This window comes from Corallococcus sicarius (assembly GCF_003611735.1).
In the GTDB taxonomy this organism is placed as follows: Bacteria; Myxococcota; Myxococcia; order Myxococcales; family Myxococcaceae; genus Corallococcus; species Corallococcus sicarius.
Window position 1 is genome coordinate 1 of the sequence record NZ_RAWG01000225.1, and the last position, 15,922, is coordinate 15,922.

General features: G+C 70.7%; 18 protein-coding genes and 1 pseudogene. 4 read left to right on the top strand and 15 right to left on the bottom strand.

The window, feature by feature from the left end; genetic code table 11:
• A pseudogene (locus D7X12_RS43060) lies at nucleotides 1-656 on the top strand (hypothetical protein); the annotation flags it as partial.
• A gap of 19 nt (nucleotides 657-675) precedes the next feature.
• On the opposite strand, the gene D7X12_RS28520 reads toward D7X12_RS43060, so the two are convergent.
• From D7X12_RS28520 to D7X12_RS28530, 3 genes are read right to left on the bottom strand one after another with little or no spacing between them, the layout of a single operon-like run.
• Nucleotides 676-2,376, bottom strand: coding sequence for a cytochrome c oxidase subunit I (locus D7X12_RS28520; protein ID WP_120628418.1), 1,701 nt, complete (start codon nucleotides 2,374-2,376; stop codon nucleotides 676-678).
• Nucleotides 2,373-3,227, bottom strand: a complete 855-nt coding sequence (locus D7X12_RS28525; protein ID WP_244224834.1) for a cytochrome c oxidase subunit II — start codon at nucleotides 3,225-3,227, stop codon at nucleotides 2,373-2,375. The genes D7X12_RS28520 and D7X12_RS28525 overlap by 4 nt, the downstream gene beginning before the upstream one ends.
• On the bottom strand, nucleotides 3,224-3,541 hold the full coding sequence (locus D7X12_RS28530) for a hypothetical protein (RefSeq protein ID WP_120628420.1): 318 nt from the start codon (nucleotides 3,539-3,541) through the stop codon (nucleotides 3,224-3,226). The genes D7X12_RS28525 and D7X12_RS28530 overlap by 4 nt, the downstream gene beginning before the upstream one ends.
• A 167-nt stretch (nucleotides 3,542-3,708) precedes the next feature.
• Between D7X12_RS28530 and D7X12_RS28535 the strand changes: the two genes are divergently transcribed.
• Nucleotides 3,709-4,374: an SCO family protein gene (locus tag D7X12_RS28535; protein ID WP_120628421.1), complete on the top strand. Its 666-nt coding sequence runs from the start codon at nucleotides 3,709-3,711 to the stop codon at nucleotides 4,372-4,374.
• Nucleotides 4,375-4,476: 102 nt separating this feature from the next.
• Here the strand turns inward: D7X12_RS28535 and D7X12_RS28540 are convergent, their stop codons facing one another.
• Both D7X12_RS28540 and D7X12_RS28545 read right to left on the bottom strand, forming a co-directional pair.
• Nucleotides 4,477-4,893, bottom strand: a complete 417-nt coding sequence (locus D7X12_RS28540) for a hypothetical protein (RefSeq protein ID WP_120628422.1) — start codon at nucleotides 4,891-4,893, stop codon at nucleotides 4,477-4,479.
• Nucleotides 4,894-5,029: 136 nt separating this feature from the next.
• Nucleotides 5,030-5,485, bottom strand: coding sequence for a hypothetical protein (locus D7X12_RS28545; protein ID WP_120628423.1), 456 nt, complete (start codon nucleotides 5,483-5,485; stop codon nucleotides 5,030-5,032).
• 210 nt (nucleotides 5,486-5,695) lie between these two features.
• On the opposite strand from D7X12_RS28545, the gene D7X12_RS28550 reads away from it, so the two are divergent.
• Nucleotides 5,696-6,118 (top strand): hypothetical protein, encoded by a 423-nt coding sequence (locus D7X12_RS28550; protein ID WP_208719348.1) that lies wholly within the window; start codon nucleotides 5,696-5,698, stop codon nucleotides 6,116-6,118.
• A gap of 80 nt (nucleotides 6,119-6,198) precedes the next feature.
• Here D7X12_RS28550 and D7X12_RS28555 read toward each other — a convergent pair whose 3' ends face one another.
• The 10 genes from D7X12_RS28555 to D7X12_RS28595 all read right to left on the bottom strand — a co-directional run bounded on the left by D7X12_RS28555 (nucleotide 6,199) and on the right by D7X12_RS28595 (nucleotide 14,939).
• Nucleotides 6,199-6,780: a sigma 54-interacting transcriptional regulator gene (locus D7X12_RS28555; RefSeq protein WP_120628424.1), complete on the bottom strand. Its 582-nt coding sequence runs from the start codon at nucleotides 6,778-6,780 to the stop codon at nucleotides 6,199-6,201.
• 175 nt (nucleotides 6,781-6,955) lie between these two features.
• On the bottom strand, nucleotides 6,956-8,317 hold the full coding sequence (locus tag D7X12_RS28560) for a universal stress protein (RefSeq protein ID WP_120628425.1): 1,362 nt from the start codon (nucleotides 8,315-8,317) through the stop codon (nucleotides 6,956-6,958).
• Between the two features lie 187 nt (nucleotides 8,318-8,504).
• On the bottom strand, nucleotides 8,505-8,924 hold the full coding sequence (locus D7X12_RS28565; protein ID WP_120628426.1) for a type II secretion system protein GspG: 420 nt from the start codon (nucleotides 8,922-8,924) through the stop codon (nucleotides 8,505-8,507).
• 81 nt (nucleotides 8,925-9,005) lie between these two features.
• Entirely contained in the window at nucleotides 9,006-10,466 is a 1,461-nt protein-coding gene (locus D7X12_RS28570) for an adenylate/guanylate cyclase domain-containing protein (RefSeq protein WP_120628427.1), read from the bottom strand.
• A 132-nt stretch (nucleotides 10,467-10,598) separates the two neighbouring features.
• Nucleotides 10,599-11,720 carry an RMD1 family protein gene (locus tag D7X12_RS28575; protein ID WP_120628433.1) on the bottom strand — a complete coding sequence of 374 codons (1,122 nt, stop codon included), beginning with the start codon at nucleotides 11,718-11,720 and terminating at the stop codon, nucleotides 10,599-10,601.
• A gap of 19 nt (nucleotides 11,721-11,739) precedes the next feature.
• Nucleotides 11,740-12,297 (bottom strand): Uma2 family endonuclease, encoded by a 558-nt coding sequence (locus tag D7X12_RS28580; protein WP_120628428.1) that lies wholly within the window; start codon nucleotides 12,295-12,297, stop codon nucleotides 11,740-11,742.
• A gap of 148 nt (nucleotides 12,298-12,445) precedes the next feature.
• On the bottom strand, nucleotides 12,446-12,619 hold the full coding sequence (locus D7X12_RS43065; protein ID WP_158620139.1) for a hypothetical protein: 174 nt from the start codon (nucleotides 12,617-12,619) through the stop codon (nucleotides 12,446-12,448).
• A gap of 113 nt (nucleotides 12,620-12,732) precedes the next feature.
• Nucleotides 12,733-13,599, bottom strand: a complete 867-nt coding sequence (gene kynA, locus D7X12_RS28585; protein ID WP_120628429.1) for a tryptophan 2,3-dioxygenase — start codon at nucleotides 13,597-13,599, stop codon at nucleotides 12,733-12,735.
• Between the two features lie 137 nt (nucleotides 13,600-13,736).
• Nucleotides 13,737-14,261 (bottom strand): cell wall protein, encoded by a 525-nt coding sequence (locus tag D7X12_RS28590; protein WP_120628430.1) that lies wholly within the window; start codon nucleotides 14,259-14,261, stop codon nucleotides 13,737-13,739.
• A gap of 180 nt (nucleotides 14,262-14,441) precedes the next feature.
• Nucleotides 14,442-14,939: a hemerythrin domain-containing protein gene (locus tag D7X12_RS28595; protein WP_244224836.1), complete on the bottom strand. Its 498-nt coding sequence runs from the start codon at nucleotides 14,937-14,939 to the stop codon at nucleotides 14,442-14,444.
• Nucleotides 14,940-15,177: 238 nt separating this feature from the next.
• Here D7X12_RS28595 and D7X12_RS28600 point away from each other — a divergent pair, with 238 nt between their 5' ends.
• The gene (locus tag D7X12_RS28600; protein WP_244224837.1) at nucleotides 15,178-15,867 is read left to right on the top strand and encodes a lysophospholipid acyltransferase family protein; all 690 of its coding nucleotides are present in this window, start codon (nucleotides 15,178-15,180) and stop codon (nucleotides 15,865-15,867) included.
• The last annotated feature ends 55 nt before the right edge of the window (nucleotides 15,868-15,922 follow it).

A 15,922-nucleotide genomic window follows, 5' to 3' on the forward strand; every position in this document is an offset into this window, starting at 1 on the left:
CTCCCACCCCGAGCCGCCCCGCCGCCCGCCTCTTCGCCGTCGCCTTCGTCCTCACCGTGGCCACGTTCCTCGCGTCGCGGACCTACTGGAACCAGTACAACGCGCACCTCGCCGCGTCGGAGGCCGTGCTCGCGGGGCTCGGGGCCTCCGTGCTCCAGGCCTTCAGCCTGCGCTGGGGTCGCGTCGCCTCGCGCACCGTGGCCGCGCTCCTCCTCGTCGCCGCGTCCCTTCCCGGCATGTGGCACGTCCTCCAGGGCTCACGACAGCAGGCCCCGGACGTCGTGGCGCTCGCCCGCCACGTGCGCACCGACGTGCCCCGCGACGCGTGTCTCTTCGCGTTCGAGCCCGGCACGGCGCTCGCGGCGGGGCGGCTCCCCATGGGGGCCACGCCCGTGGTGGACATCTACGCCACGATGATCCACGACGCCATGAGCACCGGGGACCGCTTCCCCGACACGACCGAGGCCCTCTCCGCGCCGGAAGCGCAGCAGGCCCTGCGCGTCATGCTGGGCTCCTGCCGCTTCGTCATCCTGGGGTGGCGGGGCACGTGGCAGCTCACCCCGGAGAGCCGGCCCTGGTTCAAGAAGCACTTCGTCCGCCGCTTCCCGGTGGGCGACACCGGGGGCGTGGACCTCTGGGAGCGCCGCGCGCCCTGAACCTCCGCCGCGTCGGACGTCAGACCGCGATCTCCACCTTGGACTCCACCACCGCCGCGGGCACTTCCTCCGGCAGCGGCTCCGCCTGACCAATCCAGTCGCGACCCAGTTGCTTTTGTACTTCCGGTTGCGACAGCTCGTGCGGCCCGCGCAGCACCACCGGTGAAGGCCCCGCGTCCGTCCACTCCAGCGTGCCCACCTGCCACGGGTTGGGCACCGACGCGCGGCCCCACCCGAGCGTGCGCACCAGGTTCACCACGAACAACAGCTGCGCCGCCCCCAGCAGGAACGCGGCCACGCTCGTCCACCGGTTCAACGGGAGCAGGTGCTCCAGGAACGTGTACTGGTACGGATCATAGAGCCGCCGCAGCTGCCCCGCGTACCCCGCCACCAGCTGGCCTCCGAACACGGCGGTGAAGAGCACCGCGCTCGACACGACGTGCGCCTTCGCCAGCCCTTCGTGCAGCGCGCGCCCGTACAGCCGGGGGAACCAGAAGTAGAGCCCCGCGAACACCGCGAGGAAGCTGGCCGCGCCCATCGTCAGGTGGAAGTGCCCCACCACCCACATGGTCCCGTGCAGCGGCACATCCGTCGCCACCGCGCCCAGCGCGAGCCCCGTGATGCCGCCCAGGCCGAAGACGATCATCGTCGCCAGCGCCGCGAGCATCGGCGACGTGAGCCGCACGCTGCCCTTCCACAACGTCATCAGCCAGTTGAGGAACATCACCTCCGCGGGCAGCGAAATCAGCAGCGTCAAGATCATGAACGTGCGCCCCAGCACCGGCGCCATCCCGCTGGTGAACAGGTGGTGCGCGTACACCGCGCCGCTCAGCGCCGTCACCGCGCCCATCGCCCCCGCCGTCAGCCGGTAGCCGTGCGCGGGCTTGCGGCTGAAGAAGGCCACGAAGTCCCCCACCATCCCCCACGCGGGCAGGATGAGGATGTAGACCTCCGGGTGGCCGAACAGCCAGAACAGGTGCTGGTACACCACCGGGTCGCCGCCCCCGCCCACCGCCGCCGCGCCCGCGATGAAGAACTGCGTGCCCGCCACCCGGTCCAACAGCAGCAGCCCCGTGGCCGCCGCCAGCACCGGCACGAACAGCACGTTGAGCACCGCGCCGTAGAACAGCCCCCACACCACCAGCGGCAGCCGTCCCCACGTCATCCCCGGCGCCCGGCAGCGCACCACCGTGACGACGAAGTTGAGCCCGTACAGGAACGCGGACACGCCCACGCACAGCACCGCCACCGTCACCAGCGTCTGGCCCAGGCCCGGGGTGAACGCCGGCGTCGACAGCGGCGGATAGGCCGTCCACCCCGCGCTCGCCGCGCCCAGCCGCACCCCGAACGACGCGAGCATCAACGCGCCGCCCACCGCGTACGCCCAGAACCCGAACGCCGACAGCCGGGGGAACGCCATCCGCGGCGAGCCGATGGCCAGCGGCAACACGAAGTGCCCCAGCGCCCCGAACAGCAGCGGCGTCACCGCGAAGAAGATCATCAGCAGGCCGTGCATCGTGAACACGGCCGTGTACGCCGGGGGCGTCAGCGCGCCCTTCGACTCGGGCAGGGCCCACGCGAGCCCCGGCACCGGCTGCCCCGGCCATGCCCACTGGAAGCGGATGAGCATGGCCAGCAGCCCACCCACCAGCAGGAACAGGAACCCGCCCCACAGGTACTGCTTCGCGACCTGCTGGGGGTCCGTCGTCCACAGCTTCATGGCGTCCTCCAGGCCCAGCCCCAGTGGGCCGCCGTGTCGTCCGCGTCGTAGGCCTGCACCGCCTGCCGGCCGGCCTCGCGCAGCCAGGACGCGTAGGCTTCAGGCGTCATCGCGGACAACATGCCGCGCATCCGGTAGTGGCTGGTGCCGCAGTGCTGGTAGCAGGCCACCTCCCACGACCCCTCGCGCGCCGCCTGGAACCAGGTCTGGTTCACGCGGCCGGGAATCGCGTCCAGCTTCACGCGGAAGGCCGGCAGCGAGAACCCGTGCACCACGTCCGTGGAGACCAACTGCACCCAGACGGGCACCCCCGCCGGCACGCGCAGGTCGTTCCACGTCACCACGTCGTCCTTCGTGCCGAACGTCCCATCCGCCCCCGCGTAGCGGGCTTCCCATGACCACTGGTGCGCGTTGATTTCGATGCGCACCGTGCGCGGGTCCTCGGCGGGGACGCGGAAGTTCCAGAGCACGTCGCGCAGGTAGCCCTCGGAGCCCAGGAACAGCGTCCCGTCCACCACGCCGAACACGCCCAGCGCCAGCCCCAGCACCCACGCCCGCGAGCGGCGCGTGCCCCCGTCCGGCGCCACCGTCCGGGCACCCCGGAAGCGCACCACCGCCACCAGCATCCACCCGAGCATCACCGCCGCCAGCGCCAGGTCGAAGCCGTGGCTCCTGGCCAGCAACGCGTCGATGCGGTCCCCGTACGCGCTCGCGTTCTCCGGCGGCGACAGGGCCCACGCGCCCCGCTCGGGAGCGACCGCCAGCGGCGCCTGCGCATCCACTGGCGCATCCGCGGGTACGGCGGCGGTCCCGAACAGCATGGACATCGGCAGGCCAGACGATGGCTTCACGGGTGCTCCTGTCGTTCCACGGGGGCCTGGGTCCGCTCGTCACGCAGGGCGCGCCGGGCCGCCCAGATGCCCACCCCCACCAGGACGAAGGGCACCCCCATCAAGGCCAGGAGCAGCACACCCGCGCCCCCGGGGGACTCGGGCGACCGGACCGTGCACGAGGGACAGGCCAGCGCCTCCACCGGCACGGCCATCCCCCAGAGCATCAGGCAGCGCAGCAGCCCCGTGGGGACCCGGCCCGGGAGCGACCGGAAGCCCCCTCGCCGGCCCGCCGGGAGACGTCCACCCTGAAACTGAAAGAAGGCGAGGGGCATGGTCTTCCCGGGTAGCACGCACCTGGGGTCCCCTCAAGGCACACCCCGTCTCGGAGGCGCACCGCCCGAAGCGGCCACTCTGCCTCATGCCTCGCATGCGGCCAGCCCCTACCCACGGAGCAGCCCGCGCTTGTGCGCCCCCGGTCGATGCCGTTACGTGCCGCTCCATGTCCGCTGAATCGCCTTCGTCCCTGCCGGCCCCCCGTCCCCGGAACCTCCGGCGCTCCCTGATCTGGGCGGGCGTCGTCGTGGCGTCGCTCGGCATGGTCGCGGTGTCGGCCCGGGAGCTGGCCCGGGGCCGGTTCACCCCCCTGCCCAAGCTGGGCCCCCTGCCGGAGTTCACCTTCACGCGGCAGGACGGTCAGCCCTGGGGCACGAAGCAGCTCCACGGCCGCCCCTTCATCGCCAACTTCATCTTCACCCGGTGCCCCACCGTGTGCCCCGTCTTCACCCAGAAGATGGCGCGCGTGCAGGAGCGCACCGCGGAGCTCGGGCCCCGGCTCCAACTGGTGTCCTTCTCCGTGGACCCCGCCTACGACACCCCGGAGCGCCTGGCCGAGTACGGCCAGAAGTACCGCGCGGACTTCGCCCGCTGGAGCTTCCTCACCGGCGACTACGCCCAGCTGAAGAGCACCATCGTCCAAGGTTTCAAGATCAGCATGGGCCGCGAGCCCGGCGCCGCCGAGGACGACCTGCTCTCCATCTTCCACGGCACCCACTTCGTGCTCGTGGACCGCACCGGGGAGATCCGCGGCTACTACGACAGCGCCGACCCCGAGGCCACCGAGCGGCTCGAAGCGGACGCCCAGCGCCTCACCCGCGACGAGGGCTGAGTCGCGAAGTACCCGTCTGCCCCGCAAAGCCGAAAGGCCGGCTCCCACCTTTCGGTGGGCACCGGCCCTCGTGCCTGAGTCACGCCAGCTTCAGCGGGGAACTCAGTTGATGAGCTGAGCCTGCGCGTGGGCGAACAGGTTCTGCACGTTCTGCTGCGCGGGCTGGGAGGCCATCGCGCCGACCTTGTCCGCGCCGTCCTTCACCGTGGTCGCGATGTCCGCGATCGTCTTCACGGTCGGGGCGAACTTGGTCAGCTGGGAGAGACCAGCGAGGGGACCCTTCGCGAGCAGGGACGCGCCGGAGTCGATGAACTTGTCGACGAACGGCTTCGCCAGCTTGCCCAGGCCGAACGGGAGCTTGTCCAGGAGGCCGCCCGCCAGACCCTTCAGGCCGCCCGTGATGGCGCCCATGGGGTTCTGCACGAAGGAGAGCGCCTTGCCCGCGATGTTCGCGACGCCGCCGGCAACCTTGCTCACCGTCTTCGCAACGCTGCTGACAATCTTGCCGATGCCGCCCATGGTAATACCCCCTGCTTAAGTCTGGTTTGGAGAGTGTGTGCCGAAGTGAAGCTACAAAAGGATTCTCGGAGGCAGGAGGAAAAGGTTTCCTCCTGAATTTCCGATCGAATTTCACGGCCGATGCGGGCTGCCGATTTCAGCCCCGCGTTCCGCCGCCACCCTTCTTCATCTGCTCCAGCAGCTCCTGACGCTTCGCCTCGTCCTGGGGGCCCTTGGCCGTCTCGCCCGTGGGGTTCAGGGAGGGCTTGCCGGCGGTGCCCGCGCCCTTCTGGGCCTCGAACTCCGACTTGGCGAAGGGGTTGCCCTGGCCGGGCAGCTCACCCTTGGCACCGGCGACGAGGAACTCGCCGACCTCCTCCACCGTGTGGACGGGGAAGCCGTTCGCCTTCAGCTCCTCATCGGACACGATGTTGAGCATGGGCTCCTTGTCCTTGTCCTGGGCGTACTCGAGCACCAGCTCGACGTAGTCCTCGAGCTTCATGCCCACCGCGTCCGCGATGCGCTTCGTCTCGGGGTCCTTGAGCAGCTCCGCGCGGACGACTTCCACGGGACGGGTCAGACCACGCTTCTTGCCAGGGCTTTGCTGGGTCATGCGATTTCGCTCCGGAGAGGAGAAAGAGGACGGCGCGAACCTTAGCCCATCTTTCCGGTAGTACCCATTCCCCGCCCTGGACGTCCCCCTCCCCCTGTGACAAGCCCTCCCTGCCAGGGTCTCCACGTGCCTGACCGCTGCTCCAGAGGGAGGGCGTGACTACCTTGGGCCTCGACGAGGGGCCCCTTCCAGTACGAAACGAGGCTGCGAATGGCGACGGCGAAGCGTGGATTGGTGGAGAAGGTGAAGCGCGCGGTGACCCAGGCAGGCACCCGCGGAGCCCGCGCCCTGGTGAAGACGGCCCTCGGCACTGCGTCCGCGACGGTCCGGACGGTGGACTCGCTCCAGGTGAAGCTGGGCAAGAAGGTCACCCCCGCCCGCGGCAAGGCCCAGGCCACGACGGTGCGCAAGGTGGAGGCGGCGAAGCACACCCCCTCCACGACCCCGGCGCGCAAGGCGGCCCCGGCACGCAAGGCGGCTCCCGCGCGCAAGCCAGCGGTCCGCAAGACGGGCAGCAAGGTCGTGGCGGCCCCCGCCGCGGCGAAGCGCCGCACGGCGAGCAAGGCCACCGTGGCGAAGAAGTCCGCGCCCCCGGCGAAGCGGGCCGTGAAGACCTCGCGCCGCGGCAAGTAGCGCGGGTTTCACGCCGCGCGACGCGGGACCGGCCCCGGGAGGTCTCCAGGGCCGGGCGGCTCGCGCGGAGGCCTTCTTTTTCAGCGGACCGCGTTGCGGGGCGCGCTCTTGCGGACCGGCGGCGGGGCCTTGCGCTTGGGCAAGGTGCGGGTGACGGAGCCGGGGCGCCGGGCCACGGCGGCGGCGCGCTCCTTCTCCTCGGCGGCCTTCAGCGCCGCGGCGCGCACGGCCAGCTGCTCCGCCTGCTGCGCCCAGCGCCGCTTGAGCACTTCGCGCAGGCCCTCCGTCTGCAGGTCCACCTGCGCCTGGTTCAGCCGGTAGTGCAGGTCCTCGCGCAGCGAGCCTCGCGTCAGGGCCGCGCTCGCCGCGCCGGACACGCCCACCACCACCTTGGGCCGCTCCTCCTGCATCTGCAGGCAGCGCAGGATGAGCCCCTGCGCGTCCAGCGGCAGCTTCGCCACGTCCGCGACGAAGAGCACGCCGTTGGGCTGCCGCAGCGCCCCGGGCAGCTCCGCCGCCTGACGCACCTCCGTCAGCGGGACGCCAAAGTTGCGCGCGGCTTCCTCCGCCCAGGCACGGCGCTCATCCTCGGTTCCTCCATGGATGAGCAGCGACGCACGGTTGGAGACGAGGTCTTCTTCTCGATAGCCTCGAGGAGCCACGGGATGCCCTACCCTTCTGGGAAAACGGGTCCTTGCAAAGTCTAACGCCCTCCTGGGTCACCTGTTCAATCCCTTACTTGAGAGAAATGAGCAGGGACCCGGCTGGCCGAGAGCGGAAACCTGGACATCCGTTCATCGGACAAGGGGACGCCCGCGCCGCCCCGAGGCCCGGGTCTCAGGCGGTGGGCACCACCATCACCGGGCGGCGGCAGCGCGCCACCAGCTCGCGCGCCACCGCGCCCTCCAGCACGTCCGGCACGGGTTCGTGACGCTCCGACGTGCCCACGCACACCAGGTCCACGCCCTCGCGCTCCGTGGCCTGGCAGATGGCGAGCGCCACGTCGTTCCCGCTCACGCCCTCCACGCTCCAGTGCACCGCCAGGGCAACAGCGTCCCGGGGCACCCAATCCCAGAGCCGTTTCAGCACCGCGTCCCGCTCGCCCGCGGGCTCCGGGAGCACGCCGTGGATGTCCCGGGGGCCCCGCTCGCGGCCCCGCAGCTGGTGCACGTGCAGCAGGTGCACGCGGCCGCCCGGCCCCACCAGCGTGCACGCCTGCGCGATGGCCTGTCCCGACGCGGGGGTGAAGTCCACCGGCACCAGCACGCTGCGGGGCGGAGGGATGCGGCGCGGCTCCCGGGGGCCGGGCGGGATGCACGCCACCGACCGCTCCGCGTGGCGCAGCACGCCTTCGGACACCGAGCCGTGCCACAGCCGCTGCACCCCGCCGCGCAGGTGCATGCCCACCACCGTCAGGTCCACGGCGTGCGCATGGGCCACGTGCAGCAGGTGGTCCGCCGGGCGGCCATAGCCGGGCTCCAGCACCACCTCCACGCGGCCCTCGCCCTCCAGGTCTCCCACGCACTCGCGCACCTCGCGGTGCAGCACCCGCTCCACCACCGGGTCCAGCGCCTCGATGTCGCGCACCTGGGGCGCCAGCAGCTCCACGTGCACCGGGCTGTGGATGCCCAGCCGCTCGCGCTCCTCCGCGGGCGAGCACACGAAGGTGGCCAGCACGTCGCACCCGCCCACCCGCCGCAGCTCGCGCAGGAAGCCGAGCGCCGCGCTCGACGTGGAGGACCGGGGGTCCACCCCCACCATCACCAGCAGCCGGCGGCGGCCCCGGGCCCAGTCCAGCAGCGCCGTGTCCCGCCGCACCACCAGCACCGGGGCGCAGCCGTGACGGGCCAGCCGCTCCGCCAGGGACGTCTTCTTCCAGGTGGAGGTGCGCCAGCCCTGCGCGGCCACCACCACCAGCCGGGCACTGCGACAGTCCTCCTCACCCAGCAGCGTGTCCACCGAGCCCCCCCGCCGGTGCATGCGGGCCTGCACCGTGCCCACGAGCGGCCGCAGGCGCGCGCACTCCGCCGCGAGGCCGGCCTCCGCGACGGCCAGGGCGTCCGGGGCCTCCGCGTCCGGGGCCTCGTCGGCCACGCCCAGCAGCACCAGGGGCTCCCCCAGCCGGCAGGCCAGGGTCGCCGCCACGGTGGCCGCGTGGGCGGCATCGGCGGACAGGTTGGTTGCGCAGATGATGGCCATGGCGGACCCCTGGGAGGAAGCAACGCCCGCTGGGCTTCCCCGCCAGAAGGATGCGCACGCCCAGGGCCCGGTGGCGTCCCGCCCTTCGTGCCGGCCTGCCTGCTCTCCTCGCGCCAGGGCGCCAGGGCGCCAGAACTCCGGGATGCCAGAGTTCCTGGGTGCCGGGGCACCGGAGCCTGGGGGAACGTCAGCGCAGCAGCTGCTGGTGCCCGTCGTGGTTGGTGTGGTCCTGGTCCTCGTCCACGCCGCCGCGCTGGTGCTCCCGGCCGAAGGTGGCCAGGAACACGCCCTGCGAGTTGCTGGCGTACTGGTACGCCCGGCCCCACGGGTCCAGCGGCACGACGGGCAGGTAGCGGGGCACGAGCAGTTCGTCCAGCTTGCCCTCCTCCGGCAACCGGCCCTGGTGGTCGGCCCGGTAGCGCTCCAGGGCCTCCAGGATGACGCCGAAGTCGGCGTGGATGCGTTGGGCCTGCTCGCTGTCGCGGCGGTGGAAGGCGGTGAGCACCAGCGCCACGACGAGCCCCAGCGCGAACACCACCGCCACCCAGGGCAGCGGTGAGCGGCGGGACTTCTCGGACACGGGGGAGGCGTGGGACGTGACAGACATGGCGCGTCCACCCTACCGCTCCCGGCCGCCCCGGTCATGAAACGACTTCGCCCCGACGCGACGGCGTCCGGGGACGCGGCCTCAGAGGGCCCGGTACAGCGGAATGGGCTGCTGCTTGCCCTTCAGGCGCACCGGGGGCAGGTCCTCGAAGGCCGTCTCATTCGCGTTCACCAGCTCGCGCGTGCGCTCGCCCACCAGGATCTCCCCCGGGCCGGCCAGCGCGCACAGCCGCGCGGCCACGTTCACCGCGTCGCCAATGCAGGTGTACTCGGCCCGGAGCGCGCTGCCGATGTTCCCGGACACCACCACGCCCGAGTTGAGCCCCACGCCCAACTCCAGCACCAGGGGCTGCCCCTCGCGGCCGTGGGCCACCCACTCCGCCTCCGCCACCGCGCGCAGCTCCACGAAGGCCTCCATCATCATCTTCGCGCACTGCAGGCCCCGGAGCGCGTCGTCCGGGCGGGCCACCGGCGCGCCGAACACCGCCATCAGCCCGTCGCCCAGGAACTTGTCCAGCGTGCCGCCGCAGGTGAGCACCGCGTCCGACAGCCGCCCCAGCACCTGGTTGAGCACCGCCACCACCTGCTCGGGCGGGAGGCTCTCCGCGAGCCCGGTGAAGTTGCGGATGTCCGCGAACAGCACCGTCACCTCGCGCTTCTCCCCGGCGAGCACCGCCGCGTCCGCGCTCTTCAGAATCTCTTCCACCACCGCGTCGGACGTGTAGCGCGCGAACAGCTTGCGCATGCGCTCCGTCTCGCCCGTGCGGCGCACCACGCTCTCGATGCGCGCCGCCAGCTCATCCATGGACGCGGACTTGTTCACGTAGTCATCCGCGCCCGCGCGCAGCCCGCGCACGCGCTCCGCCTCGCGGTCGTTCGCGGTGAGCACGATGATGGGGATGGCGCTGCGCGGGCCCTCCTTCAGCCGCCGGCACAGCTCCACGCCGTCCAGCCCCGGCATCTCCAAATCACTCAGCACGATGGACGGCTGCAGCCGGCCCATGCCCTCCAGCGCCTCGTACGGGTCCTGGAAGCAGAGGACCTCGTAGCCCAGCGCCACCAACCCCTCCTGCACGAACGCGCACGCCAGCGGGCTGTCATCCACCACCACCACGCGGCGGCGCCCCTCCATCGCGGGGCGGGGCATGTCCTGCCGCCCGGCGATGCGGTTCTGCACACCCAGCGCTTCGTAGATCTGCTTGTACGTGCAGTGGCCCTGCTCGACGAGGATCTCCCCCAGCCGGCGCCCGTCGCGCCGCTGCCGCGCCAGGGACTCCGCCAGTTGCGCGAGCGTCACGTACTTGAGCCCCACCAGCAGCTCGCCCAGCGGAGGCTGCGCGGGCCCCTTGTCCTGGTTCAGGCCCAGCGCCTCGCCAAGCGCGTCCTGGATCTGCTCCCGCGACACGTAGCCCAGGGAGATGAGCGCCTCGCCCACGCGCTGACCGGTGAGCGCCTGCAGCGCGAGCGCCTCCTGCACCTGCCCCGGTGAGACGACGCCCAGCTTGAGCAACAGGTCACCGAAGAGGGGGCTCGAAGCACTCATGCGGCAACCTCCGCCCCCCGTCGACAGGACCGGGAGCGAGTCACGGGCGGCCCGGCGCGCGCCCTGCCGCACAGCGTAGCCCAAGCCCGCCGCCGAAACCTCCCACCCTCCAGGGTGCCCTGCCACCCAGGGTCAGTGGCGAAAGGCGGGAATGAAGGCGAGGACGATCTCCAGGACGATGAGCGCGACGATCATGATCTCCAGGATATGGGAGCGGTCGATGTCCACCTCCCCCTTGAGCAGGCCATACGTCTGCGCGAGCAGCTGCTGCTTGCGCGTGACGGAGGCCTGCCACGCGGGGATGCGCATGCGGCGAACGGCGCCCTCGTAGACCTTGGCCAGGTAGAAGTCGCCGATGATTTTGAGGCTGTTCTCCACCCGCTCCACGAACTCGTTGAGGTCCACGAGCGTGCCCAGCGTCTCGCGCGCGAGGCTGCGGTAGGGGCTGCGGAACAGCGTCGTCCAGCCGGGCTTGCGCGCCTGCACCTCGTCGTGGATGCGGGCGATGTGTTTGTCCAACCGCTCGTCGTAGTAGCGGAACTCCAGCAGCTGCGCGTTGGCGATCTCCAACAGGTCCGGGATGTCGCGCGAGCCGGACGGCTCGTAGACGAAGGCGGAGTTCCAATCCACGACGACCAGGTCGTGCGCGGTGTAGCTGAAGCGCACCTGGGTGACGGCCTCGCGCTCGCGCGGGGCGAGGTCCGGCGTGCCCACCTCGCCCAGCAGCAGCCGCGCGATGTCCGCGTGCTGGAGCAGCTCCTCCGCGGACGGGTTGCCCTGGATGCGTTCGGCGAAGATGACGGTGTAGCTCTCGCTCTGGTCCCAGAGGTGCGGCCCCTGCGTCGCGGAGGCGATGGTGTGGCGCACGCCCTCCACCAGCTCCCGCGCCAGGTCCTCCAGGGCCTGGCTGTCATAGAGTTCGTCGGCGACCTGGGTGAGCGTCTCCCAGGTGGTGCCGGGCGTCACGGGCACGCGGAGGATGATGGACGCGGCGCCGTGGTCGAACAGGCGCGCGGTGGCGTCCACGGTGACGGGGCCGCCGCGCAGCGCGAGCGGCCTGCGGCCCAGCTCATAGGCGACGGGAGGATTGGGCAGCTGGATGTACTGGCTGTTCTCACGCGACAGCTTCAGCCGGCGCGAGTCCTCCGACAACGCCTTGCGCGCGCGCTCCAGGTCGATCTCCTCCGCGATGTCGAACGTGCGGTAGCAGAGGATGTGGGCCTGTTCGAAGAGCAGCGGACTTCCCGCGGGCACGGACATGGTGCTCCCAACCCTACTCGACGTCCCCCCACAGGACGCGAAGTTCCAGGGCGAGCGCTTCAAAGGGTTCCGCCTGGACCGTCTCCGCTTCCGAATGCGTCGCGAGCAACAGGTAGTGCGGCCCCTCCAGACGGAAGACCTCCAGGGTCCGCAGGAGCGGATCCACCAGCCAGACGTGTTTCACGCCCTCCCGGGCATAGGCCACCAGCTTCCGGGTCCGGTCCAGGCGGGCCGTGGAGGGGGACAACACCTCGCACAGCCAATCCGGCGCCATCTTGATGCCCACCACATCCGGCAATTTGGGCATGCGTTCCCGACGCCAGCCCGCGATGTCCGGCACCAGGACATCCCGGCCCAGGTGCAACTCCGGCTCGAAGAGGAAGTGCCATCCTCCGGGTCCGCCATGTCCCCGGCCAAACGGGTTGTTCAGATCGGTGGCGAGTTGCATGGCCGCGAAGGCATGCCGCACCGCGGGGCGGGGGGTCGCATGCAGCTCGCCATCGACAATCTCCCCCACCTGGTTCGGGGGCAGCGCTTCGAGGTCGGCGTAGGTCGCGGGCTTTCGGGTCATCTCTGGGACAACCAATCTAGCAGGTAGGGCCATGGCCGGACACTCTCATGCCCGTCTGACACGCTTTCCCTCGGGTGTACCCCGACGCCGGGAGCCCCGGAAGGCCCCCGACTTCCTGGCGCCCGGATGTTTCACGCGAGATGTCTCTTCAGTCTCCGCCGCCCTCAGGCAGGACCACGCCCATACCGGGTCCCTTTGCATCGTCGGGCAGGTGGCCGATGTGGCCGGGCGTGGGGACGGGGCGGTCTCCCGCCTGACGCTTGATCTCCTGTTCGTCCTCCGGAAGCTGCGGTTCCTTCCGGGGACTGTCGTGCTCGCCCATGGGCGGCTCCTTCCAAGGTGAGAGGGTTTGACCTCTCTCAAGCTAGGAAGCCCGCGCCCGGGCCGGCACCCCGTACCCGTCCGCCCGTGGAGCACTCAAGGGACCCGCGAAACCTACGCCGGGCCCCGGGGCCGCGAGGGCGGCGCGAGCGTCGTGCGCACGTCCCACAGCTCCGGGAAGAAGCGCAGGTCCAGCGCCTTGCGCAGGAACCCCACGCCCGAAGAGCCGCCCGTGCCCTGCTTGAACCCGATGATGCGCATCACCGTCATCATGTGGCGGTAGCGCCAGAGCTGGAACCGCTCCTCGGTGTCCACCAGCTTCTCGCACATCTCATACGCATCCCAGTGCTTCTCCGTGTCCTCGTAGATGCGACGGAACACCTCCATCACCTGGGGGCTCTTCTCATACGGCTGACGCCAGTCGCGCTCCACGTGGCTCGCCGGCACGTCGTGCCCCTTGCGCGCCAGGTGGCGCAGGAACTCGTCGTAGATGCCCGGGGACTCCAACAGCCGCTCCAGCTCCGCGTGCACGTGGGGCACGTGCTGGAAGGGCTTCAGGGCGCTCTCGTCCTTGTTGCCCAGCAGGAACTCCACCTGCCGGTACTGCGCGCTCTGGAAGCCCGACGCGTGGCCCAGCGTGTCGCGGAACTCCAGGTACTCGTTGGGCGTGAGCGTCTCCAGCACGCTCCACTGCTCGAAGAGCATCCGCTGGATGTGCGCCACGCGCGCGAAGATCTTGAAGGACGGCTCCAGCCGGTCCGCCTGGATGTAGCGGATGCACGCGGACAGCTCGTGGATGAGCAGCTTCATCCACAGCTCGCTCGTCTGGTGCTGCACAATGAACAACAACTCGTCGTGGTGCGGAGGCTGGGAACGGGGCACCTGCGCGGACAACAGCCGGTCCAACTGCAGATAGTCACCGTAGGTCGTCCGGCCCGCGAGGTCCGTGACGATTCCAGGCTCCAGGTCGCGTTTGCTCATGGCCCGGGCATTCATGCGCACCAACCCCCTCGCGGCGCAAGCACATCCTCCGCGCGGGATAAACCTCCCACGCTCCCGTACGGGAGTGTGGTTCACCTCTGCCCGGGCCGGGGCAACGTACTGCTCAAACGTACTGCTTAACCGTTCTTCTGAGCGGCTTCCGCGAGCGCCTTGGAGGCGGCGCGGCCACGGGGCAGCTTGATGTCCTCCACGCTGTTCGGGTTCGCGTAGTCAGACCACGCGGAAGGACGGCGGTTGGTCTTCTCCAGCATCCGCAGCTTCTGGTAGTGCGCGGCGCAGTAGCCCTTGGTGCGGCTGGGCTTGCCGCAGCCCTGGATGGCGCACTCACGCGCGCCGCCGTCCGCCGCCGGCTTGCGACCCCGACGCTTGCCACCGGACGCCGCCGCCACCGGCGCGCTCACGGCCGCGCGGCCCGCCGGACGACCCACGGGGCGACGCCCCGCCTTGCCAGCCGCGGGCGCCTGCGCGCCGAAGAGCGGTCCCACCACCTGAGCCAGGGGCGCCAGACGCTCGGCCACGCTGCGCAGCGCATCCAGGTCCGCAGTCCCCGCCTCCAGACGAGACACCACGTCGCGCAGGGGCTTCAACTGCACTTCAATCTCATTGCGAATCATCTCGCGGAACGCCTTGTCAACTGACATTTCGAACAATCCTCGGTTTAGGGGGGAGCTTTTGCCTTGGCGTGAACCGGCACGCCGGACTACCAATACCTCCCAGAAAGCCAATTGTCGAAGGAAGCGATAAAAAGTTGTGACGCCACTGCGTATCAGCGGGCGTCAGAGGCCGGGAACAAGCGCCTGGAAGGCGCTACCGCGCGGCTTCTACGCATCCCAATGCAGGGCTTCCAACAACGCACCACGACCGGAGGCGGGGGTGCGTTGCGAGCGCTCCAACAGCTCCTCGTACGTGAGTGCCAGGTCGTGTTCCAGATCCTCCAACTCCCCTGAGTCCAGGGAAGTGGCGAGCCGGGGCAGCAACAGGTGTTCCGTGGCCTGCACATGCGCCACGACGAGGTCCTGGAGGGTGAACAGGCGCGCCTGCCACTCGGCGCCGCCCGGCGTCAGCTCCTGCAATTCCTCCAGCAACTCCCGCAGGGTGAGGTGATCCTCGGCCTCCTCGCGGGCGCGGGCGCGTCCCTCCACGCGCGTCACCAGCGGGTACACATGGCGTTCCTCCAGGCGGGAATGCAGACGCAACAGGCGGCAAAAGGCCTCCTGTTGGACCCGCAGCTCTTCCGGGTCCGTCTCCGTGTCCAGGCGCTCCAGCAGCGCCTCCAGCTCACGGTGTTGCTCCACGAGAATACCGAAAGACCCCGCCATGGACTCCGCCATGCACCAAGCATCGGCATGGGGTTGGAGGCAGACAACCGCACCGGGTCTCTTCTGGCGTGCCGCCGCGAAAGCCAGCCTGCTGGCAGGCAATCCCCGACATTCAGGGCCTGGATGACAACAGCGGCGGGGCCCCTGACCGGCCGCCTGCCAGCCCGGTGCCGGCCCGCGCGGGCGGTTCCATCTTGGCTCCACCGTGGAAACCACACTCGCAAGCGTCCGCCGTGCCGTGTTCCGGTTCGCTGAGACCGGCGCGGCCCTGTCCGCGCGCTACCACCGCGCCCGACTGGTGGGTGCTGAACATTTGCCCAGCAAGGGCGCCCTGCTGCTCGTCGGCAACCACGGCGTCTGGGGATACGAGACGCCGGCCTTCTTCCATTTGCTGCACAACGCCACGGGTCGGTATCCCCTGGGGCTCGCGGAGCGGGGGTTCTTCAAGATTCCCCTGGTCCGGACCGTGTTGCCGTGGCTGGGCGGGGTGGAGGGCACGCCGGAGAACGCGCTGCGCTCGCTGTCGGACGGGCAGCTCGTCGTGTGCTACCCGGGCGGGGCCCGGGAGACGTTCAAACGCAGCCAGGGCCGCTACCGGCTGCGCTGGGAGCGTGCGCTGGGGTTCGTCCGGCTGGCCATGAAGGCGGGGGTGCCGGTGGTGCCCTTCGCGGGGTTCGGCGTGGACGACACGTTCTTCTGGCCCCCGGCCGAGGACCGGCTGTGCTGGCAGCTGGCGCAGGAGGAGAAGTACCGCATGCCGCTGGTGATGGGTTTGGGGCCCCTGCCGCTGCCCGTGCAGCTCACCTTCGCGGTGGGCGAGCCCCAGGAGCCGCCGCCCTCGGGCGCGTCCGAGTCGCGCCTGAACGCCTTCCGCGACCACGTGGCCGCCTGCGTCCGCCGCCTGCTGCTGAGGGCCTGCCATGCTTGATGCCACCGCGCGCCCTCCTGGCGCCAGCGCGCCTCCCCGAGCCCCCCCCATGGAC